At 56.1% G+C, this 26,725-nt stretch carries 26 protein-coding genes, 5 tRNA genes and 2 pseudogenes; 16 read left to right on the top strand and 17 right to left on the bottom strand.

Translation table 11 applies throughout. From position 1 onward, the window contains the following. The first annotated feature begins 52 nt into the window (after positions 1-52). The 4 genes and pseudogenes from A3220_RS18285 to A3220_RS07420 all read left to right on the top strand — a co-directional run. Positions 53-160 (top strand): hypothetical protein, encoded by a 108-nt coding sequence (locus A3220_RS18285; RefSeq protein WP_354702730.1) that lies wholly within the window; start codon positions 53-55, stop codon positions 158-160. Then, complete coding sequence (locus tag A3220_RS17840; RefSeq protein WP_058577415.1) at positions 160-447, top strand: zinc ribbon domain-containing protein; 288 nt, start codon at positions 160-162, stop codon at positions 445-447. Before A3220_RS18285 ends, A3220_RS17840 begins: the two co-directional genes overlap by 1 nt. 187 nt (positions 448-634) lie before the next feature. After that, positions 635-1,501, top strand: a complete 867-nt coding sequence (ttcA, locus tag A3220_RS07425; RefSeq protein WP_054640964.1) for a tRNA 2-thiocytidine(32) synthetase TtcA — start codon at positions 635-637, stop codon at positions 1,499-1,501. A 192-nt stretch (positions 1,502-1,693) separates the two neighbouring features. Beyond that, positions 1,694-2,062, top strand: a pseudogene (locus A3220_RS07420) (tRNA 2-thiocytidine(32) synthetase TtcA); the annotation flags it as partial. Here the strand turns inward: A3220_RS07420 and fnr are convergent. From fnr to ccoN, 11 genes are all read right to left on the bottom strand, one after another. Further along, entirely contained in the window at positions 2,049-2,801 is a 753-nt protein-coding gene (gene fnr, locus A3220_RS07415; protein WP_054640963.1) for a fumarate/nitrate reduction transcriptional regulator Fnr, read from the bottom strand. The pseudogene A3220_RS07420 and the gene fnr sit on opposite strands and share 14 nt — an antisense overlap. A 57-nt stretch (positions 2,802-2,858) precedes the next feature. Beyond that, positions 2,859-4,286, bottom strand: a complete 1,428-nt coding sequence (gene hemN, locus A3220_RS07410) for an oxygen-independent coproporphyrinogen III oxidase (RefSeq protein ID WP_062374143.1) — start codon at positions 4,284-4,286, stop codon at positions 2,859-2,861. Positions 4,287-4,462: 176 nt separating this feature from the next. Next, positions 4,463-5,158 carry a sulfite exporter TauE/SafE family protein gene (locus tag A3220_RS07405; protein WP_044628711.1) on the bottom strand — a complete coding sequence of 232 codons (696 nt, stop codon included), beginning with the start codon at positions 5,156-5,158 and terminating at the stop codon, positions 4,463-4,465. Next, positions 5,155-5,373 (bottom strand): cbb3-type cytochrome oxidase assembly protein CcoS, encoded by a 219-nt coding sequence (gene ccoS, locus A3220_RS07400; protein ID WP_044628710.1) that lies wholly within the window; start codon positions 5,371-5,373, stop codon positions 5,155-5,157. Before ccoS ends, A3220_RS07405 begins: the two co-directional genes overlap by 4 nt. Next, positions 5,370-7,820 (bottom strand): heavy metal translocating P-type ATPase, encoded by a 2,451-nt coding sequence (locus A3220_RS07395; RefSeq protein WP_062374141.1) that lies wholly within the window; start codon positions 7,818-7,820, stop codon positions 5,370-5,372. Before A3220_RS07395 ends, ccoS begins: the two co-directional genes overlap by 4 nt. Further along, on the bottom strand, positions 7,817-8,341 hold the full coding sequence (locus A3220_RS07390) for a FixH family protein (RefSeq protein ID WP_058577155.1): 525 nt from the start codon (positions 8,339-8,341) through the stop codon (positions 7,817-7,819). Before A3220_RS07390 ends, A3220_RS07395 begins: the two co-directional genes overlap by 4 nt. A 7-nt stretch (positions 8,342-8,348) precedes the next feature. Continuing rightward, positions 8,349-9,785, bottom strand: a complete 1,437-nt coding sequence (gene ccoG / locus A3220_RS07385) for a cytochrome c oxidase accessory protein CcoG (protein ID WP_062374138.1) — start codon at positions 9,783-9,785, stop codon at positions 8,349-8,351. 224 nt (positions 9,786-10,009) lie between these two features. Further along, positions 10,010-10,939 (bottom strand): cytochrome-c oxidase, cbb3-type subunit III, encoded by a 930-nt coding sequence (gene ccoP / locus A3220_RS07380; protein ID WP_062360594.1) that lies wholly within the window; start codon positions 10,937-10,939, stop codon positions 10,010-10,012. Further along, complete coding sequence (locus tag A3220_RS07375; protein WP_062374135.1) at positions 10,936-11,154, bottom strand: CcoQ/FixQ family Cbb3-type cytochrome c oxidase assembly chaperone; 219 nt, start codon at positions 11,152-11,154, stop codon at positions 10,936-10,938. Before A3220_RS07375 ends, ccoP begins: the two co-directional genes overlap by 4 nt. 3 nt (positions 11,155-11,157) lie before the next feature. Then, positions 11,158-11,766, bottom strand: coding sequence for a cytochrome-c oxidase, cbb3-type subunit II (gene ccoO / locus A3220_RS07370; protein WP_062374132.1), 609 nt, complete (start codon positions 11,764-11,766; stop codon positions 11,158-11,160). A gap of 19 nt (positions 11,767-11,785) precedes the next feature. Then, entirely contained in the window at positions 11,786-13,210 is a 1,425-nt protein-coding gene (ccoN, locus tag A3220_RS07365; protein WP_062374129.1) for a cytochrome-c oxidase, cbb3-type subunit I, read from the bottom strand. Between the two features lie 164 nt (positions 13,211-13,374). On the opposite strand from ccoN, the gene A3220_RS07360 reads away from it, so the two are divergent. From A3220_RS07360 to A3220_RS07335, 6 genes are all read left to right on the top strand, one after another. Then, entirely contained in the window at positions 13,375-14,094 is a 720-nt protein-coding gene (locus A3220_RS07360) for an alpha/beta fold hydrolase (RefSeq protein ID WP_062374126.1), read from the top strand. Positions 14,095-14,200: 106 nt separating this feature from the next. After that, positions 14,201-14,276 (top strand) — tRNA-Val (locus tag A3220_RS07355). A gap of 46 nt (positions 14,277-14,322) precedes the next feature. Then, positions 14,323-14,399, top strand: a tRNA-Asp gene (locus A3220_RS07350). Between the two features lie 35 nt (positions 14,400-14,434). Continuing rightward, positions 14,435-14,511, top strand: a tRNA-Asp gene (locus A3220_RS07345). 51 nt (positions 14,512-14,562) lie between these two features. Beyond that, a tRNA-Val gene (locus tag A3220_RS07340) sits at positions 14,563-14,638 on the top strand. Positions 14,639-14,706: 68 nt separating this feature from the next. Beyond that, positions 14,707-14,783: transfer RNA gene (locus A3220_RS07335), tRNA-Asp, on the top strand. Positions 14,784-14,950: 167 nt separating this feature from the next. Here A3220_RS07335 and A3220_RS07330 read toward each other — a convergent pair. The 5 genes from A3220_RS07330 to A3220_RS07310 all read right to left on the bottom strand — a co-directional run bounded on the left by A3220_RS07330 (position 14,951) and on the right by A3220_RS07310 (position 21,189). Beyond that, on the bottom strand, positions 14,951-15,352 hold the full coding sequence (locus tag A3220_RS07330; protein ID WP_044628702.1) for a heme-binding protein: 402 nt from the start codon (positions 15,350-15,352) through the stop codon (positions 14,951-14,953). An 81-nt stretch (positions 15,353-15,433) separates the two neighbouring features. Continuing rightward, a complete protein-coding gene (gene glcF / locus A3220_RS07325; protein ID WP_054640959.1) occupies positions 15,434-16,666 on the bottom strand; it encodes a glycolate oxidase subunit GlcF in 1,233 nt (410 codons plus the stop codon). A 14-nt stretch (positions 16,667-16,680) separates the two neighbouring features. Then, a complete protein-coding gene (glcE, locus tag A3220_RS07320) occupies positions 16,681-17,778 on the bottom strand; it encodes a glycolate oxidase subunit GlcE (protein ID WP_062374123.1) in 1,098 nt (365 codons plus the stop codon). 17 nt (positions 17,779-17,795) lie between these two features. Next, complete coding sequence (gene glcD, locus A3220_RS07315) at positions 17,796-19,295, bottom strand: glycolate oxidase subunit GlcD (RefSeq protein WP_062374119.1); 1,500 nt, start codon at positions 19,293-19,295, stop codon at positions 17,796-17,798. Between the two features lie 202 nt (positions 19,296-19,497). Beyond that, the gene (locus A3220_RS07310) at positions 19,498-21,189 is read right to left on the bottom strand and encodes an L-lactate permease (protein WP_062374117.1); all 1,692 of its coding nucleotides are present in this window, start codon (positions 21,187-21,189) and stop codon (positions 19,498-19,500) included. A gap of 362 nt (positions 21,190-21,551) precedes the next feature. Here A3220_RS07310 and A3220_RS07305 point away from each other — a divergent pair, with 362 nt between their 5' ends. The 3 genes and pseudogenes from A3220_RS07305 to A3220_RS07295 all read left to right on the top strand — a co-directional run bounded on the left by A3220_RS07305 (position 21,552) and on the right by A3220_RS07295 (position 23,547). After that, the gene (locus A3220_RS07305) at positions 21,552-22,244 is read left to right on the top strand and encodes a glutathione S-transferase family protein (protein WP_044628697.1); all 693 of its coding nucleotides are present in this window, start codon (positions 21,552-21,554) and stop codon (positions 22,242-22,244) included. Between the two features lie 78 nt (positions 22,245-22,322). Continuing rightward, positions 22,323-23,012: a glutathione binding-like protein gene (locus A3220_RS07300; RefSeq protein WP_062374113.1), complete on the top strand. Its 690-nt coding sequence runs from the start codon at positions 22,323-22,325 to the stop codon at positions 23,010-23,012. Positions 23,013-23,189: 177 nt separating this feature from the next. Continuing rightward, a pseudogene (locus A3220_RS07295) lies at positions 23,190-23,547 on the top strand (phasin family protein). 77 nt (positions 23,548-23,624) lie between these two features. Here the strand turns inward: A3220_RS07295 and uraD are convergent. Next, positions 23,625-24,170, bottom strand: coding sequence for a 2-oxo-4-hydroxy-4-carboxy-5-ureidoimidazoline decarboxylase (gene uraD / locus A3220_RS07290; protein ID WP_044628694.1), 546 nt, complete (start codon positions 24,168-24,170; stop codon positions 23,625-23,627). Positions 24,171-24,308: 138 nt separating this feature from the next. Here uraD and uraH point away from each other — a divergent pair, with 138 nt between their 5' ends. Genes uraH through A3220_RS07275 form a run of 3 tightly spaced genes read left to right on the top strand, consistent with a single transcriptional unit; the run spans position 24,309 to position 26,614 of the window. Continuing rightward, complete coding sequence (gene uraH, locus A3220_RS07285; protein ID WP_044628693.1) at positions 24,309-24,662, top strand: hydroxyisourate hydrolase; 354 nt, start codon at positions 24,309-24,311, stop codon at positions 24,660-24,662. Positions 24,663-24,673: 11 nt separating this feature from the next. Next, positions 24,674-25,873 carry a urate hydroxylase PuuD gene (locus tag A3220_RS07280; RefSeq protein WP_058577167.1) on the top strand — a complete coding sequence of 400 codons (1,200 nt, stop codon included), beginning with the start codon at positions 24,674-24,676 and terminating at the stop codon, positions 25,871-25,873. Positions 25,874-25,897: 24 nt separating this feature from the next. After that, positions 25,898-26,614 carry a GntR family transcriptional regulator gene (locus A3220_RS07275; RefSeq protein ID WP_062360622.1) on the top strand — a complete coding sequence of 239 codons (717 nt, stop codon included), beginning with the start codon at positions 25,898-25,900 and terminating at the stop codon, positions 26,612-26,614. The last annotated feature ends 111 nt before the right edge of the window (positions 26,615-26,725 follow it).

The following is a 26,725-nucleotide window of genomic DNA, read 5'->3' as shown; positions in this document are numbered from 1 at the left end:
TGAGCGGGTCGCCAATGCCCGCAACGACTTCCAGCACAAGCTCTCTCGACAGATCGTTGACGATAATCAAGCGGTGATCGTCGAGACGCTGAAGGTCCGCAACATGATGAAAAACACCTGCCTCGCCAAGCACATCGGCGATGCGTCCTGGCATGCTTGATGACCAAGCTGGACTACAAGGCCAGGGAGCAGGGCAAGCATCTGGTCAAGATTGACCCGTGGTTTGCCAGCTCCAAGACCTGCCATGTCTGCCAGCACAAGATGGACGCCATGCCGTTGAACGTCCGGTCGTGGGAGTGCCCTGCCTGCCACACACAGCACGACCGGGACATCAACGCGGCGCTGAACATCAAGCATCAAGGCATTATCGAGCTGAAGGCGGAAGGGCTGTCCGTCTCTGCCCATGGAGGCTTGCGTAAGTCCGGCACATCGTCGGCAGCTGCCTGAGAAGTGGGAAGCCTCGCCCGTGGCGCGTCAGCGCTTAGGGCGGGGAGCAGTCACGAATTTGAAACACTCTATCTCCCATCGAATATCTCAATTCATCTGTCGAAAATTTATGCCATCTGATTTAGAATATTGGTTATGAAGATTTTGATTTGTTATTTATTTATAACTTTTATTTTAATGGTGGTTTATGAAGCCTAAAGAAAAGATGGATTTGAACAAGCTTTATAAAAAAATAAGGGCTAACGCTGGGAGAGCTGTTTGTGATTATTCTATGATTGAAGATGGTGACAAAGTAATGGCTGCCATAAGTGGTGGCAAAGATTCATTTGTTATGCTTGATACTCTGTTGTATTTGAAGAGAGTAGCACCGATTAATTTTGATGTGGTCGCTGTGAATCTCGACCAAAAACAACCCGGTTTTCCGGAGCATGTTCTTCCTGGCTTCTTCAAAAAGAATAATATTGATTATTATATTATGGATAAGGATACATATTCAATTGTTAAAGAGAAAACTCCTGAAGGGAAAACTACTTGTTCACTTTGTTCGAGACTTAGAAGGGGTTCTCTATATGGGTTTGCTGAGGAGATTGGGGCTACAAAAATAGCTCTTGGCCATCACATGGATGACATTGTAGAAACTCTTTTTTTGAATATGTTTTTTAACGGTAAGTTAAAGGCAATGCCTCCTAAGCTGCTAAGTGATGATCGCAGAAATATTGTAATAAGACCGCTTTCTTATTGTCGTGAGAAAGATATTGCTAAGCTGGCATCAATTGTAGAATTTCCAATTATTCCATGTAATCTTTGTGGTTCTCAGGAGAACTTACAAAGACAGAATATAAAAAACATGTTGGCAGGCTGGGAAAAACAAAAAGCGGGTTGTATTGAAAACATATTTAACGGTATCCAGAATGTAAGTCCAAGCCAACTAGCTGACTTAAATCTTTTCGATTTCCACAATCTCGATATCGACAGGTCTAGTAAAGTCATCTCGAACCATACTGGCAGTGTAGATGTTTCTTCGACCAATTTTATAGAAGCAATCAACCTATGATTTTGTAAAGAATACATTGGTGTATCTGGGCTGTCTTTGGTTATATTTTGATCAACTGCATTTGCTTAAAGCTTTTTTTTTACAAAAAATGAATTTTTTTGTATGGCTTGTGTTTGTTTTTCTTTAGAAGAAAGAAAATTAAGTGACTGTATTGTAATGCTTTACTCACTCACTCTTCCTCTTTTAAAAAAATTTGGCATATAAGGCACCTTAAAAGCCATGCCACCGAAGCTGCTCTCGGATGATGGTAAAAACATCGTGATTCGCCCGCTGGCCTACTGCAAAGAGGCGGATATTGCGGAGTTTTCGAGGCTGATGGAGTTTCCGATCATTCCCTGCAACCTGTGCGGCTCTCAGCCCAATATGCAGCGCCAGGTTGTCAAAGAGATGCTGGCGGAGTGGGATAAAAAACACCCCGGCCGGTTGGAAAGTATGTTCAAAGCGGTGACCAACGTTGCCCCTTCGCAGCTTGCCGACCGTGAGCTGTTTGATTTTGCCGGTCTGGAAGCGAAGCAGGCCGCATTGATGGAAGGGCGCATTCAGGCGTTTAACGTGAGTTAACCGCCTGGGCTTCCTCTTCCGCCAGGGTGATGAGGCGCTGCATATCCAAAATATTGACCTCGCGCCCGGAGACGGCCACCACGTTTTGCTGCTGAAAGCGGCTAAGAATACGGCTAACCGTCTCCACCGCGAGGCCTAGATAGTTGCCCATATCTGCCCGTGACATGGAAAGCCGGAAGCTATAGGGGGAGTAGCCCCGGCGCCGAAAACGGTCAGAAAGTGTAATCAAAAAGCTGGCCAGCCGCTGATCGGCAGTTTTGCGTGACAGTAAACGCATCATCCGCCGGTCGTCTCGTAGCTCCTTGCTCATGCTGCGGTAAAGCTGGCCGCGCAGTTCGGGCAGCTCCTCGGAGAGCGAGTCCAAACGGTCAAACGGAATTTCGCATACCGTGGTGGTTTCCAGGGCAATCACGGTGCCGGGGTAGTGTTCTTCGTCAATCCCATCCAGACCCACCAGCTCGCTGGGTAGAAAGAAATTGGTGAGCTGGTCGTTGCCATTCCCTTCGCTAGTCACCTGCTTCAAGCTGCCAGAGCGCACCGCGTAAACGCTGGTGAAAGGATCTCCTTGGCGAAACAGCCGCTCGCCTTTTTTCAACGGCGAGCGGCGGCGGATAATCGCATCGAACTGGCTCATATCCTCAAGCTCTAGGGCAAGCGGTAGGCACAGCGAGCTTAGGCTACAGGTTTGGCAGCGCGCCTCTTGCAGCAGTGAACGTCGTTGGCTGGCAGGATATGACATGTGGTGCTCCCTTTTTATTAGCCATCATAGGCGCAGGGGGTAGGTGTCTCGATACGCTTATAAAATCTTCGAGTAGCGTTGGTTGCCCTGATGTTGCAGGTGATTATCGAAGGCCATGGCTAAGTGCCGAATCAACAGCCGTCCGGTGGGCGTAGCTTGTAAATAGAGGCCTTGGCGCACTAGCAGGCCATCCTGCTCGGCGGTTTTCAACCGTTCAAGAGCGGTTGAAAAGTAGTCAGCGGCATTTATCTGCCAACGCTGGCCTATTGCTTCAAGGTCAATGGCCATATCGCACATTAAGCGCTCAATCACCTCTCTGCGCATTAGGTCATCCTTATTTAAGAGTAACCCTTTTACAGTCGCTAGCCTACCTTCATCTAAGGCAGCTTCATAGTGGGACAGCTGAGTGGGGTTTTGTGCGTAAACGTCGTCTACCCGAGAAATAGCCGACACCCCCAAACCAATCAAGTCGCACTGGGAATGGCTTGAGTAGCCCTGGAAGTTGCGCTGCAGCGTACCGTAGCGCTGTGCCTGAGCCAAGCTGTCCTCTGGGCGAGCAAAGTGATCCATACCAATATGTACATAACCCGCTTGGGTCAGCATCTCAATAGTGGTACGCAAAATAGCCAGTTTTTCATCCGCGCTGGGCAGGTCGGCTTCATTAATACGTCGTTGGGGCGCAAAGCGGGTTGGCATATGGGCATAGTTAAAGACCGACAGCCGTGCCGGGCCCAGTTCAATCACTTGGCTTAGGGTATCAGCGAAGCTTTGCTCGGTTTGAAAGGGCAGGCCATAAATTAAATCGAGGTTGAGCGAGCGAAAACCAAGCCGGTGCGCCTCATCCATCAAGGTTTCAGTGAGCACCCGTGGCTGCACGCGATTAATCGCTGCCTGCACCTGTGGGTTGAGATCCTGAACGCCCAGGCTTAAGCGATTAAAGCCCAGCGACTGCAGGTGGCGCAGGGTAAAGACATCCGCTTCGCGTGGGTCAATTTCAATAGCGTAGTCGCGGTCCGGTGCGCTCGATAAGCCAAACCGTGCATCCAGGCGGTCTATTAAATCGCTCATCTGCGCCAGGGTTAAGAACGTCGGCGTGCCGCCGCCCCAGTGCAGCTGCTGCACTGGCCGCTTTGTATCAAGATGCCGGGAGGTCAGCACCATTTCTCGATCCAGCCGAGACAAGTAGGGCTCGGCGAGGGCTGTATTTTTCGTGGCGATTTTATTGCACGCGCAGTAAAAACAGATTTTGCGACAAAAGGGCACATGAACATAAAGTGAGAGCGGCTTTTGGCTGGCATTGCTGCGTTCAAGCGCCTGGGTCATATCGTCAGCGGTGAACTGGTCGTGAAACGAGAGTGCTGTAGGGTATGAGGTGTAGCGAGGGCCGCTGGTGTCGTAGCGGCGTATCAGGGCGTCATCCCAGGCGGTGGCCTCAATCGCTGCAGAAATAGGGTGAGCGAGAGCAGCAGTGGCATGAACGGGCATAAGGAGCGCTCCTAAGTAGCAGGGCAAAGCAAGAACCGACCAACATAAGCGACGAGCTTCGCAGCTCGAACACGTGTTGGAATGCTACGTCAGCGTAGAAGGGAAAGCGTTGAGCTATATCAAGCGATAGGATGTTTGTATTGAGTATTGTCTAGAGGAGTTTGATGGGTAAGCTCTTAATGTCCGGCATGGGGCATCAGCGCCCAAAGCTGCCACAGGGCAAAACCGATAATCGTCAGCGCGGCAAGGCTACGGGTCGCCGGGTGACGAATTAACTGGCTGAGCTGGCGGGCGGCCAGACCCGTGGCTAACAGGGCAGGCAGCGTTCCCAGGCCGAAGGCCCCCATCAATAACGCCCCTTGTAGCGGGTCGGCAATGGCCAAGCTCCAGGCGAGCATCGAGTACACCAGCCCACAAGGCAGCCAGCCCCACAGGGCACCGAGCGCAAAGGCTTGCGGCAGGTGAACCACGGGCATCAAACGCCGCCCGACGGGTTCGATGAAGCGCCATAGCCTGCGCCCCACGGCTTCGACTTTCAATAGCCCTTTCCACCAGTTGGCGATATACAGCGCCATTAGGATCAGCATCACCGCCGCGACGACCTGCAGCGCGATACGCGCCTGAGGTGACAGCGATACTAAGGTGCCGAGCGCGGCCACCAAGGCCCCTGCCGTCATATAGCTCAGGATACGGCCCGTGTTATAGCTGAGCAGCAATCCCCCCATGCGAGCTGGGTGGCGCATGCTGGGCGGCACGGCAAAGGTGAGCGCACTCATGATGCCGCCGCACATGCCAATGCAGTGAGCACCCCCCATCAGGCCAAACACAAACGCCGCCATCAACGGCGGCAGGTCAAGTCCGGTCGGGTTCACGGCGGTGGCTCACGGTCACGGGGTGGCTTGGTACCTTTTTTGCGCTCGGCGCGCTGTTCGGGGGTGAGATCGTTCTCATCGTCGTCGAACAGAATGCGATGGGCAGGGCCTTCCAAGTCGTCGAACTGGTCATTCTTCACGGCCCAGAAGAACGCCCACACTGCCAGCCCCAACAGAATCAGCGACAGCGGAATCAGTAGATAGAGAATGGTCATACGGTCACCGGTGTGGCTGGGGCTATCTGAGGAGCGGGTGAGGTACGCCAGCGCGTGAGGCGCAGCGCATTACCTACCACGAAGAGAGAGCTTAGCGACATACCGATCGCCGCCAACCAAGGCGGTACCAGCCCCATCGCGGCCAGGGGAAGCGCAGAGAAATTATAGCAAACCGACCAAATCATATTTTGGCGCATGATGCGCCGAGTGGCGCTGGCAATCTCGATGGCCTCGACAATACGTATTAAGCGTGGGCTGAGCAAGACTGCATCGGCCCGAGTGCGTGCCAAGTCGGTGGCGCCATTCATGGCAATGGCCACATCGGCACCGGCGAGCACGGGTACATCGTTAATGCCGTCGCCAATCATGACCACACGTTCGCCCTGCGCCTGCAGATCACGCAGCCGCTCCAGCTTGCCCTCTGGTGATTTGCCCGCGTGCCAGGTGGTGATGTTGAGCTGCTCGGCTAAGCTCTCTACGGCTTCCTGCGTATCGCCTGACAGTAACTCAACGTTAAGCCCTCTGGCCTGCAGGGCGGCTACGGTTTGCGCAGCATCTTCACGGATACCGTCGTGGAGCTTAAACCAGGCCCGCGGGGCGCTATCTTCACTCAGCAGCAGCCACTGCCCGGCGCTGGGCGGCGTGAGTGGTTCCGTCGTTGCAAAATCGGGCTTGCCCAAGCGCCACGTTGCGCCGTTAAGCACGCCTTCTAGCCCGCTGCCGGTGACGCTTTTCACCTGACGCGCCTGCAGTGTGGCATCGCGGAACGGGCGAAACGCGCGGGCAATGGGATGCTCGGAGTGGGCTTCCAGCGCGGCGGCAATGGCCCGTAGCTGTTCGCTACTTTGCTCGTTTAACGGGCAGGTTTGGGTGAGCTGCATCTCGCCACGGGTGAGCGTGCCGGTTTTGTCAAAAATCACCCGCGTGGCGTTAGAAAGTGATTCGATGGCATCGGCGCGGGTGATCAGCACGCCACGCTGGCGCAGTTGCCCATGCCCTGCCGTGAGAGCCGTTGGGGTGGCGAGTGCCAGCGCACAGGGGCAGGTCACCACTAGAACGGAGAGCAGCACCCAAAGCATGCGGGAAGGGTCGATAAACCACCACGCCACGGTCACGCAAGCAGTGACCACCAGCAGGCGCAGTACGAACAGGTGCGCCATGCGCGCCGCCATTTGCGCCAAGCGCGGGCGGCTGGCAAAGGCGCGGTCGGTCAAATCGACGATGCCCGCCACGCGTGCATGGTGGCCTGCATGAGTCACCCGCACCGTGAGCGGATTCTCCATGTTTTGGCTGCCACCTACCACCTGTTCGCCCACACGGCGGGTGACGGGCAGGTACTCGCCGGTCAGCATCGACTCGTCCAGGCTAGACTCGCCATCTTCGATAATACCGTCGGCGGGGACGCCGTGGCCGGGCTTGATAAGTACGCGGTCGCCGGGGGCAAGCTCGCTAGCGGGCAGAATGCGTTCGCTGCCGTCAGCTTCCAGCCGTGTAGCAGAGACCGGTAGTACGCCACTAAGCGCATTGCCGCTATGGCCGCTGCGTCGCCTAGCGCGCCCTTCCACGTAGCGGCCAAACAGTAGGAAGAAGGTGAACATGGCGACCGAGTCAAAATAGACCTCTCCCACGTTAAACAGCACCGCGTAGCTACTGGCGAAATAAGCCCCACCAATGGCGAGTGAAACAGGCACATCCATGCCTAGCACGCCCGTTTTTAGGTCGCGCAGGGCGTTACGGAAGAATGGCTGCGCTGAAAAGAACACCACCGGCGTTGCCAGAGCGAACGAGAGCCAGTGAAACAGCGCAAAGAAGTCTTCACTGAGTTCCCCAGGCCCCGACACATAAATGGGGATGGAGAACATCATGACCTGCATCATCCCGACCGCCGCCACTATTAAGCGGCGCACATTCATGCGCTCTTCATGCTGCAGCCGCGTCTGGGCTTGGTCGGGTTCATAGGGCTGAGCATCGTAACCAATCGCGGCAAGTTCAGCGAATAGCTGCGATAGCTTTACTACGTTTGGGGCCCAGGAAACCCGCAGGCGGTGATGGGTCAGGTTGACTGCGCTAGAGACAACGCCTTCAAGCGCGTTCAAGCGGTGCTCGATGAGCCACGCGCAGGCGGCACAGGTAATCCCTTCTACAGCCAGCGTTGCCCTGACGTGGCCCTCATCGCCGTCTGGGTGAACGAACTGCGCCTGCAGCCCTGGATCGTCAAACACCGACCAAGTATCCGCTTTTGCAGCTTGACGCTCATCGGGGCGCTCGGGCAGTTCGGTACGGTAGCGGTAGTAGCTCTCTAAGCCGCCGTCGACGATGGCGTGTGCTACGGCTTCACAGCCGGGGCAACACAATGACTGGGGCGTGTCGTCCACCACGATTTGCCACGGTGCGCCGTCGGGCACCGGGCTGCCGCAGTGGTAGCAGCTTAGCGCTTTAGTGCTCATTCGCTCTCTGACCGCCCTCCGGGCAGAAGGGCAACGCTCGTTTCATTGGGGAAGCGGGCTTCGCCGATCAGGCGCCACTCGGCGTCATCGCCTTGCACGGGCTGAATCTGTAGGTACCAGCGGTAGCGCAAATTATCCGGCCCCTGAGTGATATAGCGGCCTTCGCGCACGTGTTCTAGTACGAAGGATTGATCACGGTCATCTTCGGTGGGGAAGATGAGGTCCAAATAGAGTTTATCCGGACGAGCATCGCCAGCAAGGTCGATCACAATATCGCTAGTCAGTGGGTCGATGCGCAGGTCGGCGCTCAAATTGAGTTCGCGCGCGCGCTCCTGCTTCGCCAGCACCATGTTAATAGCTTTACCGTGCTCGTAGTAATCCTCCTGGACCACCATGCCGTCGTAGCTCTTGATCGACATGATGGCGAAGCCAGTACTAAATAGGATGGACGAAAACAGCAGCCCTAGTAAAAACCACGGCCAAAACTGTTTGTACCAGGGCGGAATCGAGGTGTCTGACATGACGCATTTATCTCCTAATGTCGCTCAAGAACCGCGTTTCGCGGGTCTGGCGAATTTGCTCATCTTGCTGCGCCTGCAGCGTAAACGTAATCGCGTGGCTGGGCTCGCTTAACGACGCTGGGTCGGCCAGTACGGTAATCACCTGAGTGCGTGATTCACCCGCAGGTACACGCAGCGAGGTGTTATCCAACTGCAAATTAGGTAAGCCTGCCGCGCTAATATCATAGGTGTGATCTTGGGAGTCCAGGTTGCGCACAGTCAGGCTGTAGACGTTGCTGATCTGCCCGTCACGGGTCATTTGGTAGAGCTGAGTACGCTCGCGCTCAGCGTCAAAGCTCATCGGCGTACGGTCATTAACTGCCCAGGCAAAAGTCGCTATCATCACCACCAAAGCAACGAAATAGCCAATCAAGCGCGGGCGAAGAATATGACTTTTCTTGCCTTCCAGCGCGTTCTCGGTGGTGTAGCGAATAAGTCCTCTGGGGTAGCCCATTTTATCCATTACGCTATCGCAGGCATCGATACAGGCGGCGCAGGTAATGCATTCGTACTGCAGCCCGTCGCGGATATCGATGCCGGTCGGGCAGACCTGGACACACAGCTCGCAGTCGATACAGTCACCCAGGCCCGCTTCTCGGACCTCGGCATGGCTGAGCGATTTCTTGCGGTGGCCGCGGGGTTCGCCGCGGGCGTCGTCGTAAGAAACGATCAGCGTATCGCGATCGAACATCACCGACTGGAAGCGAGCATAGGGGCACATGTAAATGCACACCTGCTCACGCAGCCAGCCGGCGTTGAGGTAGGTAAAAACTAAAAAGAAACCTACCCAAAAATAGGACCAGCCATGGGCTTCTAGCGTGGGAAGCTCCTGGACCAGGTCACGAATCGGCGTAAAGTAGCCGACGAACGTCACGCCGGTGGCCAGGGCAATCAGCAGCCAAGCAGCGTGTTTTGCCCCCTTGCGCCAGGCTTTGTTGGCAGTCATCGGCTGATTATCCAGCTTTATGCGCTGATTGCGCGAGCCTTCGATGCGGTGCTCAAGCCAAATGAATAAAAATGTCCAAACGCTCTGCGGGCAGGTGTAGCCACACCAGACACGCCCCGCAAACACGGTGATGAAAAACAGCCCAAAGGCGCAAATGATCAGCAGCCACGAGAGAAGGATGAACTCCTGCGGGTAGAACGTGGCCGAAAAAATGTGGAATTCACGGCCCGGTAGATCAAACCACACGGCAGGGCGGTCGCCCCAGTTCAGCCAGGGGAGCAAAAAGAAGCCCATCATTAGCGCCCAGTTCGCGCTGCGTCGTACCTTTTGAAACAGCCCTTTGATCTCCCGCACGTAGATATGCCGCCGCTTGGCGTACATCTCTTGCGTGGTGGTGTCTCCCGGCGTGTGGTGCCCAACGGTTGGCGGCGTAATATCGTGGCTAGGTATTTTTTCCATGGCGGTGATCGCAGCTCAATAGGCAGGAGTGGACGATAGCCTGGCTCACGCAACCTTCATTGGTGAAGGAGATCGCGTCGCTGTATGTCGAATCGCTATACACACATTGCTAAACAATAGTGTAACGGATAGCCGGGTGGCTGAGCGGATGCTGGATGTAGAAAGGGTGCGGTATGTAACCGCACCCCTTCGTACACGCTGGCGTTAAACGCCTATCAACGGGGTTAGTCGTTGAAACGTAGGCTGTACACGTAAGCGGCCACGAGGTGAACACGCTCTTCACCAATGTAGGCTGCCTGGGCAGGCATGTGGCCATTACGACCGTTACGCAGCGTTTGGCGAATGGAGTCGTCAACGCCCTGGCCGGGTGCTAGGTAGAGCCACACGTCGTCGGTCAGGTTAGGCGCACCAAGTGCGATATTGCCTGTTCCGCTGGGGGTGTGACACGCCGCACACGCTGCCAGGAAGGTGCTTTCACCGCTGGCGGCACGCTCTGCATCATGCTCTTCACCGGAGAGCGACAGTACGTACTGAGTCAGGTTTTCGATATTGTTCTCACCGAGCTGCTGCCAGGACGGCATCAGACCGTTACGGCCATTGTTCAGCGTGGTCAGAATGTTTTCCGGTTCACCGCCGTAGAGCCAGTCGTCGTCGGTCAGGTTGGGGAAGCCGTAGCCGCCCTGGGCATTCGAGCCATGACATACGGCGCAGTTGTTCAAGAAGATACGCTCTGCCACCTGCATGGCTTCGGCATCCTGCGCGAGGTCTGGAATCGGCACTTCCTGGTACTGGGCAAAGATCGGCGTGAAGCGGTCTTCCGCGTCGGCCACTTCCTCTTCCCACTGGCTCTCCTGGGACCAGCCCAGTATGCCTGCGTAGTTGCCCAGGCCTGGGTAGAGCACCAGATAGCCAAGGGCAAATACGACGGTCAGGATAAAGAGCTTAAACCACCACTGCGGAAGCGGGTTGTCATACTCTTCAATGCCGTCAGCCGCGTGGCCAGTGGTTTCGATATTGCCATCAGCATCTGGGGTTTTGTCGGTCCGGCGGTTGGCTAACAAAATCCAAACGCTCAGAGCGATCGTGCCCAGCGTGACGACAATAATCCAGGCGCTCCAGAAGCTGGATAGGGAGTCACCCCATAAATTATTCATCTATTCTTATCTCCCCTGTCGTGGCGGGAATCCGCTTCGTGTTCTGTCGAAGCATGCTTGTCACGGGTCGGCTTCTCATCATCGTCGGCAAAGGGCAGGTTAGCCGCTTCGTCAAAGTCTGGTTTGCGACGCTTGGAGTAGGCCCAAAAAAAGATGCCTATAAAAGCGAAGATCAAAATCAGCGTGATAAGGCCGCGGAAAGTTCCCGTATCCATAACTTAACGTGTGCCCTCGAGCACGGTTCCTAACTGTTGTAAGTAGGCGACCAGGGCAGTGATTTCCTGGGTGCCACGTACGTCAGCGGTAGCAGTGGCGATATCTTCATCGGTATAGGGCACGCCTAGCTGACGCAGGGTACGCATTTTATCCGGTGTTGCTTCGCCGTCGAGGGTACGCTCAAACAGCCAGGGGTAGGCTGGCATGATCGACTCTGGCACTACGTCGCGCGGATTGTACAGGTGTGCACGGTGCCAGTCGTCGCTGTAACGACCACCAACACGCGCCAAGTCAGGCCCGGTACGCTTGGAGCCCCACAAGAAGTTGTACTCATACACCTGCTCGCCCGCTACGTTGTAGTGGCCGTAGCGCTCGGTTTCTGCGCGGAAGGGGCGCACCATCTGGGAGTGGCAGCCTACACAGCCTTCACGACGGTAAATATCACGCCCTTCAAGCTCCAGGGCGGTTAAGGGGCGTAGCCCCTCAACTGGCTCGGTAGTCTGCTTTTGAAAGAACAGCGGTACCACTTCGGCCAAACCACCGAAGCTGATCACAACCAGGATCAACACGGCGAGTAGGCCAACGTTCTTTTCAACAATCTCGTGTTTCATTGGTCTTAGCTTCCCCGGTTTAAGCGGCTTGCGGCGCAGTGAGGCCGATGGCTTCGCGACGCTTCACGGTCATGTACACGTTGAACGCCATAATCAGCATGCCGGTTACCCAGAAAAGGCCGCCAATCATGCGGACAATGTAGCCGGGGCCGCTGGCTTCAACAGACTCCACGAAGGTGTACATCAGCGTGCCGTCAGCATTGATTGCACGCCACATCAGGCCTTGCATGATGCCGTTGACCCACATCGCAGCGATGTACAGTACGGTGCCGATGGTGGCCAGCCAGAAGTGCACGGCGATCAGGCTGACGGAGTACATTTCGGTGCGACCGAAGACCCGCGGGATCAGGTGGTACATGGAGCCGATGGTGATCATGGCTACCCAGCCAAGTGCGCCAGCGTGTACGTGCCCAATGGTCCAGTCGGTGTAGTGCGACAGCGCGTTGACGGTCTTGATCGCCATCATCGGGCCTTCAAAGGTCGACATGCCGTAGAACGACAGAGCTACTACCAGGAAGCGCAGCGTTGGGTCGGTGCGCAGCTTATGCCAAGCGCCTGACAGGGTCATCATGCCGTTGATCATGCCACCCCAGGAAGGTGCCAGCAGAATGATCGACATAATCATACCCAGTGACTGCGCCCAGTTGGGCAGCGCGGTGTAGTGCAGGTGGTGAGGACCTGCCCACATGTAGATCATGATCAACGCCCAGAAGTGTACGATAGACAGACGGTAGGAGTAGATTGGGCGCTCTGCCTGCTTCGGTACGAAGTAGTACATCATGCCCAAGAAACCTGCGGTCAAGAAGAAACCGACCGCATTATGGCCATACCACCACTGCACCATGGCGTCGACAGCACCTGCGTAAATCGAGGTGGAGTACATAGGCGTGACGGGAATTGCGGCGTTATTAACAATGTGCAGAACGGCAACGGTCAGAATAAACGCAGCAAAGAACCAGTTCGCCACATAAATGTGCGACGTGGTGCGTTTCTTAATCGTCATTAAGAAAACGATCGCATAGCTGATCCACACTACCGCCAGTAGGATGTTGATCGGCCATTCGAGCTCTGCGTACTCTTTGGTCGTGGTGTAGCCCAGCGGCAGGGAGACCACCGCCGACAGGATCACCGCTTGCCACCCCCAAAAGGTGAACGCTGCGAGCTTGTCAGAGAACAGGCGTGTCTGACAGGTACGCTGAACGACGTAATACGACGTCGCAAAGAGCGCTGAGCCACCGAAGGCGAAGATAACGGCGTTAGTGTGTAACGGACGAAGACGCCCGAAGCTAGTCCAAGGTAGGCCGAGGTTCAGCTGCGGCCAGACCAGTTGGGAGGCAAGGATAACGCCAAGCGCCATACCTACAATGCCCCACACAACGGTCATAATCGCGAACTGCCGAACCACCTTGTAATTGTAGGTCGGGTGTTCCAATGCTGTGCTCATTTCATGTTCCCATCGAACGCGGTTAGGGGGTAACCCGTGGCATTTTGCACGGATGCGGCCACCCGCTTGATGATGCAGGTCAAGATCCGGCCTAGATTCTATCGCAGCCGCGCCCTAAGCTGAACACGCCAATGGATGTAACGTTGAATTATTAGGAGGGCTGAGTGTCCTATTACGCTGATCTTGGGTTTGAGGCCATCACCCCAGAGGCGTTGCGTGAACGCACCGCCAGCCCCGCTGTTCAGCGGTTTCTCGTGGAGGGGGTTGGCCCGGTGAGCGTCTCGGGCATCCCCGAACTGGGGCGAATTCTGCTAGCCCATGGCGCCGGGGCAGGCCACCTATCCGAGTTTATGCGGCAATTTGCCGCGATGCTGGCCAGCGAGAGGCTACAAGTGTGGGCGATCGATTTCCCCTATATGCAGCAGATGAGCGAGGAAGCAAAGCGCCGGCCTCCGCCTCCCGTCAAGAAAACGCTGGAACACTTTGCCGCTTGGTATGACCTGCTGTCGTCATGCAGTGGTTCGCCTTTGTGGGTTGGGGGTAAATCCATGGGCGGGCGTGTGGCATCGCTGTTTGCCAGCCAGCATCGCTGTGCAGGTGTCATTGCGGCAGGCTATCCGTTTCACCCACCCAAAAAGCCCGACTCCCTTCGCACCGATCATTTTCCTGACATCTCTATGCCTATGCTGATTCTGCAAGGTGAGCGCGATCCGTTTGGCTCTCGTGAAGAGGTAGCCGACTACGCTTTACCTGACTCTCTTCACATTCATTGGCTAACCGATGGCGACCATGATTTTAAGCCGCGACGAAGTTCAGGAGTAAATCAGCAGGTTTTGATTGACGAAGCAGCTATAGTTGCGGCATCCTTCGTCCGCGCTCAGTAAGCGGTTGCCGCGGGAACGTGCAGTACGCTGGTTTAAATCAAAAATTTAAACACAACGTGTTGACATTCAAACAGGCTTCTGTAGAATGCAGCGCCACGTGACCAGCGGGTGGTTAGCTCAGTTGGGAGAGCACCAGCCTTACAAGCTGGGGGTCACTGGTTCGAACCCAGTACCACCCACCATTTATTTGGCGCCCTGGAAACGTGATGCAGTAACTGATGTATATGCGGACCGGTAGTTCAGTTGGTTAGAATGCCGGCCTGTCACGCCGGAGGTCGCGAGTTCGAGTCTCGTCCGGTCCGCCATCATCATCTTAGTCTGCAACTAGTTATCGCTATTCGGACCGGTAGTTCAGTCGGTTAGAATGCCGGCCTGTCACGCCGGAGGTCGCGAGTTCGAGTCTCGTCCGGTCCGCCACGATAACTTAATAAGTAGTTATATTGATAAGCGATAAGCTTTCAATATCCCGGGTGGTTAGCTCAGTTGGGAGAGCACCAGCCTTACAAGCTGGGGGTCACTGGTTCGAACCCAGTACCACCCACCATTCAGTTTCACATTTATGCGCCTCTGAACCGCTTAAATTGTCTGTTGAATGGTTATGTGTCTTACAGTGGACCGGTAGTTCAGTCGGTTAGAATGCCGGCCTGTCACGCCGGAGGTCGCGAGTTCGAGTCTCGTCCGGTCCGCCATTAAGCACTTGTCGGCAGTCATTAAGATAAAGCCGAAAAAATTCCAAAAAAGCCCGAATCATAGATTCGGGCTTTTTTATTGCGTGTACATAACACGCTAACAAGCAGCGTGCAGTCAATGCGCTGCACGCTGCTGTTACTTGCTTTTGTTACTGACTAGGTAAGCGTTAGGCGATCGCGCTGACGCCTGCTTTGGCAATTTGCACGTCTTGATCTGGCTTAACGCCAGAGATGCCAACAGCGCCGACGACTTGGCCATCCACGATGATCGGCACGCCGCCAGATAGCAGACCCTGTAGCGGCGCAGAGACAAACGCCGTGCGGCCACCGTTAATCATCTCTTCAAACACTTGGGTCTCTTTACGACCCAGGGCCGCGCTACGCGCTTTTTGGGTAGCGACATCGGCGCTGAACGGGGCAGCACCGTCTAAACGGCGCAGTGCCAGCAGGTGGCCGCCATCGTCGGTGACGGCGATGGTGACCGGCCAGCTGTTGTTGTCAGCTTCTTTCTGTGCAGCGTCGAGTACTTGGATAACGTCGGCTTGGCCTAAAACAGCTTTGGTTTGCATCAAAGGATCCTTCTTATCATAGGGATGAAAGCGCTGCGCCCAACCGTTAATACGTTGTGAAAGCGCAGCGAGTGTTCAGGGTTATACCAGGGCAGCGTCCACGACTTCTACCCAGTGGCGTACCGGCGTGCGGTTGGCACTGGCCAGATGCGTTTGACAGCCGATGTTGGCGGTCACAATCACCTCAGGGTTGCCTGCTTCTAGCGCATTCAGCTTGTTATCGCGCAGCTGAGTGGCGAGCTCTGGCTGTGTGACCGAGTAGGTGCCCGCCGAGCCGCAGCACAGGTGGGCATCTTTCACGGGCGTGAGTGCAAAGCCGAGTTTGCTAAGCACGCCTTCCACTGCGCCGTTGAGCTTCTGGGCGTGCTGCAGCGTGCAGGGGCAGTGGAACGCTAAACGCTGGTGCTCTTTAAGCTGCAGCGCTTCCAGCGGCTCGTCGCGCAGTATTTCGACGATATCCTTTGCCAGTGCACTGACTTTTTTGGCCTTTTCAGCGTAGGCGGGGTCGTCCTTGAGCATGTCGGCATACTCTTTGACGAAGGCGCCGCAGCCGCTGGCGGTTTGCACGATGGCTTCCGCGCCCTGCTCGATTTGCGGCCACCAGGCATCAATATTGGCGCGCATCCGCTCGCGGCCCGCCTCTTGGGCATTGAGGTGAAAGTCGATAGCACCACAGCAGCCAGCTTCACTAATCGGTGTGACGCTAATGCCCAGACGGTCAAGCAGGCGCGCCGTGGCTGCATTGGTGTTGGGCGACAGGCCTGGCTGCACGCAGCCTTCCAGGATCAGCACCTTGCGGGCATGGCGCTGGCTGTCGGGTCGCTGGCCTGCATCGACCGGTGCGGGCGGCATTTTGCTACGCAGTTTGCCGGGCACTAGAGGCTTGAAGGTTTGCCCCAGGGCCAGCAGCGCTTTGAAGCGTTTCGGGTCGACCAGCATTTTGCGCAGCGCATAGCGCTGAGCGCGTTCTGCCGCTGAACGCGGCACACGACGGTCGATTTCCGCACGGCCAATATCCAGCAGCTTGTGATACTCCACGCCGGAGGGGCAGGTGGTTTCGCAGTTGCGGCAGGTTAGACAGCGGTCTAGGTGCAGGCGAGTCTCTTCGGTGACTTGGTCATCGTCATCGCGGCTCTCCAGCAGCTCTTTCATCAAGTAGATACGCCCGCGAGGCCCGTCTCGCTCATCGCCCAGCAACTGGTAAGTGGGGCAGGTGGCGTTACAAAAGCCACAGTGCACACAGGTACGTAGAATGCGCTCGGCTTCCTGAATATGCGGTTTTTGGCGGTCGGCATCGGTAAAGTGCGTCTGCATGTCAGCTCTCCTGATTAAAATGCCGCATAAAGACGACCAGGGTTGAAAATGCCGTGGGCATCCAGCTCGGCCTTCAGGTTGCGATGGTACTTCTCGACCACAGCATTCAGCGGAGTAAACGGTGACTCCGCGCCCCCTTGGGCATGCGGGGTGTAGCAGGTAGCGTGGCCACCGGCCTTCTGGCATTCATCGCGCAGCGTGTCTGCGAGTAGTGCGGTTTTCACCCAGCGCTGGCTGCCGCCCCAATCATAGAAGATATCGCTTTCATCAACGGCGAGCTCTAGCGCTGGGGTATGGGGCGGTAGCGAGAGGCGCCACAGTGCTTGCCCTTCGTTGAGGCTGAAAAAGCCATGCTGCTGGTCACGCAGCTGTTGCCAGAAATCCGCAGAGAGCGCTTCACCGCCCAGGCGCTCTTTCGTGGCCTTGACGGAGCTTTCACCGCCTTCCAGCCGAATAAACAGCTCACCTGCGTGCCATGCCGCAGCGGTAATAGGCAGCGGCTGGCGGCCAAGCTCAGAGAGCTTCGCTAAGGCATCTTGCAAGCTCATTTCAAGGCGCAGGCTGTGGCTGGCGGTGGGTATGGGCAGCACCTTAAACGAGATATCGGCCAGCACGCCCAGCGTGCCCTGGGCACCTGCCATCATGCGGGACAGGTCATAGCCGGCCACGTTTTTCATGACTTCGCCGCCAAAGCGCAGCAGTTTGCCTTCCTGGGTGATCACCCGGGTGCCCAGCACGAAATCCCGTGCGGCACCTGCCCAAGGGCGGCGAGGGCCGGACATGCCGGTGGCCACCGCGCCGCCAATGGTGCTGGCGTCGCCAAAAATGGGCGGCTCGAAAGGCAGCATTTGATGTTTTTCTGCCAGTGCCGCGTTCAGCGCGCTCAGGCGGGTGCCTGCCCGTACCGTGACGACGAGTTCGATAGGGTCGTAAGAGACGATGCCGCTATGCGCTGCGACATTGAGTTCCGTGCCTTCCACCGGGCGGCCATAAAAGGCCCGGGTGTTGCCCGCTACAATGCGTAGCGGGGTGCGGTCGTGGTAGGCGCTACGAACCTGTTCGCACAGCTCATTGGCGATATCCTGGTCAGCGTGTATCGCTAGTTCGGTCATGGTCGATCCTTATAGCATCAGAAGCGTGGCAGTTCTGGATGCGGTAACTCGTTGTTATGCACATGCATCGCGCCAAATTCGGCACAGCGCGCCAGGGTGGGAATATTTTTCCCTGGGTTGAGCAGCCGTTTGGGGTCGAAGGCCGCTTTCAACGCGTGGAAGACCGTCAGCTCATCGGGCTGGAACTGGCTGCACATCTGGTTAATTTTTTCGCGACCTACGCCATGCTCGCCAGTAATCGAGCCACCGGCGGCCACGCACAGCTCCAGGATCTTGCCGCCTACGTCTTCCGCCAGGGCAAGCTGACCCTCTTTGTTGGCATCGAACAGGATCAGCGGGTGCATATTGCCGTCACCCGCGTGGAAGACGTTGGCCACGGGCAGGCCGCTCTCTTCTGAAAGTGCGGCAATGCCTTTCAACACGCGCGGCAGCTCGCGGCGGGGAATGGTGCCATCCATGCAGTAGTAGTCCGGTGACATGCGGCCTACGGCAGGGAAGGCATTCTTGCGTCCGGCCCAGAACTTGGCGCGCTCGGCTTCGTCCCGCGCCTGTTGAATGTTAGTGGCTCCGGCCTTTTCCAGTACGCGGCGCACGGTCTCGCAGTCGTCGTCCACGTCGGCTTCCACACCATCCAGCTCACAGAGCAGAATGGCTTCGGCTTCCACGGGGTAGCCTGCCTTGATGAAATCTTCGGCGGCTTTGATGGCGAGCTTATCCATCATTTCCAGGCCACCGGGGATAATGCCTGCGGCAATGATGTCGCCCACCGCGCGGCCCGCTTTTTCGATATCATCGAAGCTGGCCATCAGCACTTTGGCTGTTTCCGGCTTGGGCAGCAGCTTCACGGTGATTTCCGTGACCACTCCGAGCATGCCTTCTGAACCGTTCATCAGGGCCAAGAGATCAAAGCCGGGCGCATCCAGGGCTTCAGAACCCAGCGTCATGTGCTCGCCTTCGATGGTCAGTACATCCACGCGCATGACGTTATGCACGGTGAGGCCGTACTTCAGGCAGTGCACACCGCCCGCATTTTCGGCGACGTTGCCGCCAATCGAGCAGGCGATTTGTGAGGAGGGGTCGGGGGCGTAGTAGAGCCCGTAAGGGGCGGCCGCCTCGGAAATGGCAAGGTTGCGCACCCCAGGCTGAACGCGGGCAATGCGCGCGTCGGGGTCAACGGTAATAATTTGGTTGAACCGCGACATAACCAGCAGCACGCCCTGCTCAAGCGGCAGTGCGCCGCCGGAAAGGCCGGTGCCTGCGCCCCGGGTCACCACGGGTACGCCCAGTGCATGGCAGCGCTTTAACAGGCCCTCGACCTGTTCCAACGTTTCCGGCAGGGCCACCAACATGGGCAGCACGCGATAGGCGGCGAGGCCATCGCACTCGAAAGGACGTAAATCCTCCTCACGATGCAATAGCGTCAAAGAGGGGACAGCGCCTTGCAGGTCGCTGAGTACGTCAGCTTTATCACGGTGGACAAGCTCGCCATCGAGGCGCTCGTCGAAAAGGATATTCATGTTAACTCCTATGGATGAGGAGGATAGATGGCTATCTAATCACTTTATGGAAAATGCTTCCATAACGTATGAGTGGTTTTGGAATTGTTTTTCATAAAGTACTTGAGGAGTGGTCGGTCAGGTAAAATACATCTTTTTAATATAGTGCTGGGTAGCCCTAGGGCTACCCAGCGGGTGATGACCAATGAGGTAAAGAGGCCCTTTACATCAACGGGTCAGTAACACCAAGGACATAAAACGCGATCAGCGCGATAATGCCAGCAAAGACTAGGTAATAAATGGTCGGGATGATCGTTTTACGAATGGTGGTGCCCTCGCGGCCGAGTAGGCCAACAGTAGCCGACGCCGCCACGACGTTGTGAATTGCGATCATGTTACCTGCGGCAGCACCCACGGCTTGCAGTGCCACCATCATGGCTGTGGACAGCCCCAGCGTTTCGGCAACGCTGAACTGGAACTCCGCCAACATAAGGTTAGACACCGTGTTGGAGCCTGCAATAAAGGCACCCATCGCCCCAACGGCAGGCGCAAAGAACGGGTAGATGCCGCCCACACCGTTAGCCACCGCTTGCGCCATCATGACGGGCATCGAGACCAGATCCGCGCCGTTGACGCCGGAGTTGATCAGGATACGTACCATCGGCACAGTGAAGATCAGGACGAAGCCCGCACCAAAAATGGTTTTGGTCGACTCGGATACTGCAGCGCTTAGCTGGCGCGGGTTCATGCGGTGCAGGAAGTAAGTCACCAGCACGACCGCTAGGATGATACCGCCGGGCAGGTAGAGAGGCTGGATGCCACCGCTCACGCCTGCTTCGCCAAAGATATTGGCCCAGTTCAGGTTGATGGAGGTTAACGCAGCTTTGAGCGGCTCGATGGTGCGTGAGGCTACCAGGAACAGAGCGAGCAGTACGTAAGGCACCCAACCTTTAAAGGTCGACATCGGTGCTTTACCGGCCACATCGTCAAGCTTGATTTGCAGGTTGCCGATCCACTCATCCGGCCAAGCGGTCGATTCTGGGAAGTCCCAGGTATCTTTGGGCAGCAGGAAGCCTTTACGTGCAGCAGGCACCACAATCGCTAAGCCCACCATCGCGCCAATCATGGACGGGAATTCCGGCCCAAGCAGCACGCCCACCAGCATGTAAGGCACCACGAAAGAGACACCCGTGAAGATGGCGAATGGTGCAATCGAGAGCCCCTCTTTCCAAGAGCGGTTGGCGCCGAAGAAGCGCACCATTACCAGTACGAGGATTAGCGGCATCAAAATACCCACGATACCGTGGGTGATCGCCACCGAACTGGTCACCTGCTGGAAAAACACGTCCCAAGTAGAGCCGTTCGCTTCTAGCTGCGCGGTAATGTCGGCACGGTTTAAGCCGCTACCTACACCCACCACAACAGGCGTACCCACGGCGCCAAACGACACTGGCGTGGATTGGATCATCATGCCCACGACCACCGCCGCCAGAGCCGGGAAGCCCAGCGCTACCATTAGTGGCGCTGCCACGGCAGCAGGCGTACCGAAACCGGACGCGCCTTCGATGAAGCAGCCAAACAGCCAAGCAACAATCAGCGCCTGTACGCGACGGTCTGGGCTAATGCCCGAAAAGCCGTTACGAATGGCAGTAATACCGCCCGAGTGCTTTAGCGTGTTGAGCAGCAAGATAGCGCCGAAGATAATCCACAGCAGGCCAGCAGTTTGGATGAGGCCCTGTACAGTGGATGCCGCTACGCGGCTAAACGACATATCCCATGCGGTCAGACCAATAATGGCTGCCGTAAGGAAGACAATCGGCATCGCTATTTTGGCAGGAATTTTAAAGCCTATGAGCAAAATCCCGGCGAGCAACAGCGGCAGAAATGCCAGAAGAGCGAGTATAGTTTCATTCATGGGAGGAACGGCCCCTTGTTATTGATTTGGTATGCTCCGCAGTAGCCAACTTGTCATTTCAATGATAGCTGGGTCAGCGTGAAAGATACGGTTAGGTGGGCAGAATGACTACATTGGAAAATTGGTCTTACCAGTTGATGTGGACCGTTTTGAGCATGATTTAAGCGGTCGTTTTAATTTAACGTGTTGTTTTTAAGGTGTTTTAAATATTTCATCAGAGTGTTAATACAGCAACAGTCATTAGACTAATAGACAGTGCAGCAGGCCTTCGCGCGGTGGGTTACTAACGTCGCTTGTGTCGCTAACCACTTAGACTCACTGTAGGTGGCGGATTGACCCCTGTAAAAAGGAGAACTAACAATATGGCAATAACACTTTATGACCTGTGTGGCCGTGATGAGCGCCTACGCTTTTCGCCTTATTGCTGGCGGGTACGTATGGCGCTTGCCCATAAAGGGTTGGACTACACAACAGTAGCCTGGCGTTTCCAAGAAAAAGAGGCGCTGGCGTTTGCCAACTACGACAAAGTACCCGTGTTGACCGATGGCGACACGGTAGTGACCGATAGCTTCGAGATCATGCGCTATCTGGACCGCGCCTACCCCGAAGCCCCGGTGCTGGGCGAGGGTGTAAGCCTTCAGCGCGTGATGTTTTTTAAACAGCTGGTAGAGCGAAGCATTACGCCTGCGCTGTTCAAGATTGTGGTGTTAGATCTCCTAGAGGCGATTCACCCTGATGACCGCGCTTACTTCCGTAAAACCCGGGAGGCGCGTTTTGGCGCTACCTTAGAAGCCGTCAGCAATCCGGAGCAGGGGCGTCAGCAGCTTAAACAGGCACTAGTACCGGTAAGCGCTCAACTGAAAGAGAGCCTATTTTTGGATGGTGAAACGCCCAGCGGTGCGGATTACTTGCTGTTTGGCAGCATGATGTGGGCCTATACCGTTTCTACCGAGCCGCTCGTGGAAGAAAGTGACCCTGTAGCAGCGTGGTTTGCGCGTATGCTAGAGGTGCATGATGCAGCCGCTGGCCAAGCCATGACGATTCGTGATCTATAACAGGTAAGGCGGCCATGGCCGCCTAACACCCACAGGCAACACTAACGGCGTAGTCCGTTAGTGTGAAAGGAGATGGCAATGATTGACCTGTATTACTGGACAACCCCGAATGGCCATAAAATCTCCATCATGCTTGAAGAGGCAAAGCTGGCTTACCGTGTTAAGCCCGTTAACATTGGCCGCGGCGAGCAGTTTGACCCTGAGTTTCTAACCATTGCTCCTAATAACCGCATTCCCGCCATTGTTGACCACTCCCCCCAAGACGGCGGCCAGCCGATGGCGCTGTTTGAATCAGGTGCGATTCTTGAATATCTCGCCGATAAGACAGGGCAATTTCTGCCAGCAGAAGGGCGAGAACGCTATGTAGTACTGCAGTGGCTGCACTGGCAGGTGGGTGGGCTTGGCCCTATGGCGGGCCAGAACCATCACTTTTGCCACTACGCACCGCAGAAAATTGAGTACGCCATAGAGCGCTATATACGCGAGACCAACCGGCTCTACAGCGTGCTGGATCAACGACTCTCTCAGCAGCATTATGTTGGCGGCGACCGCTACTCCATTGCGGATATGGCGATCTACCCCTGGATTGTGCCCTGGGAGAAGCAGCGTCAAACCTTGGAAGAGTTCCCCGATCTTGAACGCTGGTTCGAAGAGGTATCGCAACGCCCGGCGGTGCGTAAAGCCTACGCGCTAGTGGAAGATATCAATCCCCAAGTGGGTATCACGATGGATGATGAAGCTCGTAAACATCTGTTTGGCAACCGTTAATCCAACGGCTTTTTCTGGCCTTTGAGTGGGCGAAAGTGTGGCAAGCGCAGCATGTTGAAAAATCATGTTGCGCTGCACAAAAAGCGCTGCTAGCTTTGTGGGTAGCAACGGCAAACGCCCACTACCGGCCTGCCTCGGCGCGGGTCGAATCGCTAGCTCACTCAAGGAGATTGCGTGATGAACAAGGCCGCAGAGAAAACCAGTCAGCAGTTCGAGTCGGTATTCGTGTCCCCCATGCGTTCCTACACGTTGGCGGCACTGAACTACTACGAGCAGCTGGTCGGCGCGCAGATGGATGCAGCCCGTGCCTACTCCGACATGACCATTGCCCAAGCGCGCACGTGGTTAGACGTAAAAGACGCGGACAGCTTCAAAAAAAGCGATGGAGAGCCAGCAAAAAACTGCTGCCGATCTGATGGAGCGCATGAAAGGCGACTCTGAAAAAGTCACTTCTATCAGCCAGGGCTTCATGCAAGACAGCCAGAAAATGGCCGAAGAAACGACCAAGAAAGCGGTAGAGACTGCCAAGCAGTAATTATCCCGCTTGAGTGAAAAAATGCCGCGCCCAGAACCGAATCTGGGCGCGGCATTTTTGTCGAGATGACGCAAAGATTACCGTGATGCTTCGTCAGCACGGGCCCGAAGCCGGAAGCGTGCAATACGAATAATTTGTTGAATCGCGGTTTCACGCTCTTGGGCCAAGCCGTTCTCCAAACGCTCTTCGAATGCCGCGAGGATGTCGTAGCGGTTCAGCCCTTTCACCGCAATGACGAATGGAAAGCCAAATTTCTCTTTATAGGCCGCGTTGAGCTGCTCAAAGTGGGCAAATTCCTCGGGCGAGCACTGGTCGAGCCCTGCGCCTGCCTGCTCGCTGGTGGAGTCGTGCGTCAATTCTCCCGCCAGTGCGGCCTTACCCGCTAGATCGGGGTGGGCCCGAATAACGGCAATCTGCTGCTCGGGCGTTGCCTGTCGCAGCATCAAACCCATCAGTTCGGCCAGTGCGTCAGGGGTGTCATGTTCTGGACGCAAGCCCTGCTGCCAAGCAGCCTCTGCCACCCAGGGCGAGTGCTCATACACATCGCCATAGTGGGAAACGAAGTCTTCCAGGCTGCACTGGCTGGGGGCAGGGAATAGCGTGAGTGGGGTAGCGGTCGGCACAAAAACTCTCCAGGCGTGCGAAAAGGGAAATGCTGTATACAATAAATAGCATCAACGGTACTCTTTGACCAATAGGTCAAGCTCTACACATACCCTCCATCCATAACACCAACAACCCCGCCAATGTAAGGAGTGACGATGGGACGCTTAACTACCCACGTGCTGGATACCGCCAAAGGACAGCCCGGCCAAGGCATTACCATTGAGGTTTTTCGGCTAGCGGACGGCAGCCGCGAGCATTTAGGCACCACCGTCACTAATAGCGATGGCCGCTGCGATGCCCCCATTTTAAAAGGCGATGCGCTAACGCCAGGCGAGTATGAGCTTGTGTTCCACGCTGGAGACTATCTGCGCGCTCAAGGGGTAGAAGCCGCTGAACCGCGCTTTTTAGACGTTATTCCGCTGCGCTTCGGCGTGGCCGATGCAAGCCAGCACTATCATGTACCGTTGCTGCTTTCGCCCTACGGCTACTCCACTTACCGTGGTAGCTAAGAGGACTAGGCATGCAAGCGTATATCATCGAGTTTGTGAATCTACTGCTGCGCTGGTTACACGTGATCGCAGCGATTGCATGGATCGGCGAGTCGATCTACTTCGTGATGCTGGATAACGGCCTGCGCACTCCCAAAGCCGCTGAAGATCGTGAAAAGGGTGTTTTTGGCGAGATGTGGGCTGTACATGGTGGCGGTTTCTATCATAACCAGAAATATGCCACGGCCCCGGCCAAGCTGCCCAACGACCTGCACTGGTCGTTCTGGAAAGCCTATACGACGTGGCTATCGGGTTTCGCGCTGTTCGTCATTCTCTACATGGTGAACCCCGGTTTCTACTTAGTGAATCCGGACAGTAACTGGGCCTGGGCGGCTAACCTTACCGGTTGGCAGGCGAACCTGCTGGCGCTTGGGTTCCTGCTAGGCGGCTGGGTGGTTTATAACGAGCTATGTAAGCGCATCAGCCCCAACATGGAGCGCGATGGACTGCTGAGTATTGCCGTAGCGGTGATGATGGTGGTGGTGGCCTACTTAAGCACCCAGATGTTTACCGGGCGGGCGGCATTTCTGCTCACCGGCGCGGTAATGGCCACGGCGATGTCGGCCAACGTCTTCTTCTGGATTATTCCTGGCCAGCGCCGCATGGTGAAAGCCATGAAGGCGGGCGAGGCTCCCAACCCACTAGACGGCAAGCGCGGCAAGCAGCGTTCGGTGCACAACACCTACTTCACGCTCCCCGTGGTGCTGCTGATGGTGAGTAATCACTACTCATTTATCTACGCCCACGAGCTCTCTTGGGTGGTAATGGTGCTGTTTATCTTTGCCGGAGCGCTGATTCGTCAGTTCTTTGTACTGATGCATGCCGGTAACATTCAGCCTGCCTACCCTGCAGTAGGCGTTGGGCTGATTTTGCTCGCGTTCTGGGTGGCAGCGCCCAGCCCACGTGCCGCTGTGGAAGGCGCTGGCGGTGCGCCCACGCAAGCGCAAATATCTGGACTCATCGAGCAACACTGTACCCAGTGCCATGCCCGCAACCCTGAACATGCCGGTTTCTCCGCGCCGCCTGCAGGCTATGCCTTTGATAGCTGGGACGATATTCTTGGTCACAAAGCGCAAATCCAACAGGTCGTTGGCAGTCGCTACATGCCGCTTGGTAATATCACCAACATGAGTGACGAAGAGCGCGATATCATTGCGGCCTGGGAGGAGTAATCAGAGTCGCAGACAGGAGACACTATGAGTGATGCGCAGGCGGCGTTAAAGCGGAGGCCTTCTGACAAAGAGGGCGATGAGCGCCACGAAGCGATTTACCGGGCGGTGAGCGATGCGATTGTGGAGCAGCGCCTTAAGCCCGGCGCTCGGCTGCGTGAAGATGCGCTAGCGGAAGTATTCGGTATTAGCCGCACGGGGATTCGTAAGATCCTTCAGCGGCTGGCGCTGGAGCAGCTTGTTACCTTGACCCCGCGTCGTGGGGCTAGCGTGACGCGCCCCACCGCCGATGAAGCGAAAGACGTGTTCGATGCCCGCCAGTTGATCGAGTGTGGCCTCATGCCCGATGTGGCCAGGCGAATGAACGCCGCAGCGGCGGCGGAGCTTCGCGAGATGGCCCGCCAAGAACGTCAAGCCCTACGCAGCGGTCAGCAGAGCGTGGCGATTCGTCTCTCGGCGGATTTTCACGTGCGCTTAGCCCAACTCTCCGGCAATGCCACCCTGGCAGAATTCGTCGAGCGCCTCTGCTCCCGCTCATCACTGATCCTCGCCGTTTACGGCCATCGTGGCCACCTAGGCTGCGAATCCCACGACCACGACGACCTGATTGGCTACCTGGAAACCGGCAACGGCGAACGCGCCAAAGCCTTTATGAGCCGCCACCTCAAAGCCATCGAAGCCTCGCTCTCCATGGTTGAAGAGGAAGAGAATGTACCGGATCTGCAGCAGATTTTTGGTGTTTAGCGACGACGCATCTGCTCAACTGTAATGGCGGTTAGGCAGTTTTTTTTGGATTAACGTAAAAGCGCACCGGAGCTCATCCGGTGGCGCTTTTAGTGGTTACCACGTTTTGCT

This window comes from Halomonas sp. KX33721, from assembly GCF_001596805.1.
Taxonomy (GTDB): domain Bacteria; phylum Pseudomonadota; class Gammaproteobacteria; order Pseudomonadales; family Halomonadaceae; genus Vreelandella; species Vreelandella aquamarina.
Note: the sequence above shows the minus strand (reverse complement) of the source record. Positions and strands in the feature narration are given on the sequence as shown.

Coding starts and splice junctions, on each gene's coding strand:
- A3220_RS17840 (WP_058577415.1), top strand. CDS start 160: ATGACCAAGCTGGACTACAAGGCCAGGGAGCAGGGCAAGCATCTGGTC.
- ttcA (WP_054640964.1), top strand. CDS start 635: ATGAAGCCTAAAGAAAAGATGGATTTGAACAAGCTTTATAAAAAAATA.
- fnr (WP_054640963.1), bottom strand. CDS start 2,801: ATGTCATATCCTGCCAGCCAACGACGTTCACTGCTGCAAGAGGCGCGC.
- hemN (WP_062374143.1), bottom strand. CDS start 4,286: ATGCCCGTTCATGCCACTGCTGCTCTCGCTCACCCTATTTCTGCAGCG.
- ccoS (WP_044628710.1), bottom strand. CDS start 5,373: ATGACCATTCTCTATCTACTGATTCCGCTGTCGCTGATTCTGTTGGGG.
- A3220_RS07395 (WP_062374141.1), bottom strand. CDS start 7,820: ATGAGCACTAAAGCGCTAAGCTGCTACCACTGCGGCAGCCCGGTGCCC.
- A3220_RS07390 (WP_058577155.1), bottom strand. CDS start 8,341: ATGTCAGACACCTCGATTCCGCCCTGGTACAAACAGTTTTGGCCGTGG.
- ccoG (WP_062374138.1), bottom strand. CDS start 9,785: ATGGAAAAAATACCTAGCCACGATATTACGCCGCCAACCGTTGGGCAC.
- ccoP (WP_062360594.1), bottom strand. CDS start 10,939: ATGAATAATTTATGGGGTGACTCCCTATCCAGCTTCTGGAGCGCCTGG.
- A3220_RS07375 (WP_062374135.1), bottom strand. CDS start 11,154: ATGGATACGGGAACTTTCCGCGGCCTTATCACGCTGATTTTGATCTTC.
- ccoO (WP_062374132.1), bottom strand. CDS start 11,766: ATGAAACACGAGATTGTTGAAAAGAACGTTGGCCTACTCGCCGTGTTG.
- ccoN (WP_062374129.1), bottom strand. CDS start 13,210: ATGAGCACAGCATTGGAACACCCGACCTACAATTACAAGGTGGTTCGG.
- A3220_RS07330 (WP_044628702.1), bottom strand. CDS start 15,352: ATGCAAACCAAAGCTGTTTTAGGCCAAGCCGACGTTATCCAAGTACTC.
- glcF (WP_054640959.1), bottom strand. CDS start 16,666: ATGCAGACGCACTTTACCGATGCCGACCGCCAAAAACCGCATATTCAG.
- glcE (WP_062374123.1), bottom strand. CDS start 17,778: ATGACCGAACTAGCGATACACGCTGACCAGGATATCGCCAATGAGCTG.
- glcD (WP_062374119.1), bottom strand. CDS start 19,295: ATGAATATCCTTTTCGACGAGCGCCTCGATGGCGAGCTTGTCCACCGT.
- A3220_RS07310 (WP_062374117.1), bottom strand. CDS start 21,189: ATGAATGAAACTATACTCGCTCTTCTGGCATTTCTGCCGCTGTTGCTC.
- A3220_RS07305 (WP_044628697.1), top strand. CDS start 21,552: ATGGCAATAACACTTTATGACCTGTGTGGCCGTGATGAGCGCCTACGC.
- A3220_RS07300 (WP_062374113.1), top strand. CDS start 22,323: ATGATTGACCTGTATTACTGGACAACCCCGAATGGCCATAAAATCTCC.
- uraH (WP_044628693.1), top strand. CDS start 24,309: ATGGGACGCTTAACTACCCACGTGCTGGATACCGCCAAAGGACAGCCC.
- A3220_RS07280 (WP_058577167.1), top strand. CDS start 24,674: ATGCAAGCGTATATCATCGAGTTTGTGAATCTACTGCTGCGCTGGTTA.
- A3220_RS07275 (WP_062360622.1), top strand. CDS start 25,898: ATGAGTGATGCGCAGGCGGCGTTAAAGCGGAGGCCTTCTGACAAAGAG.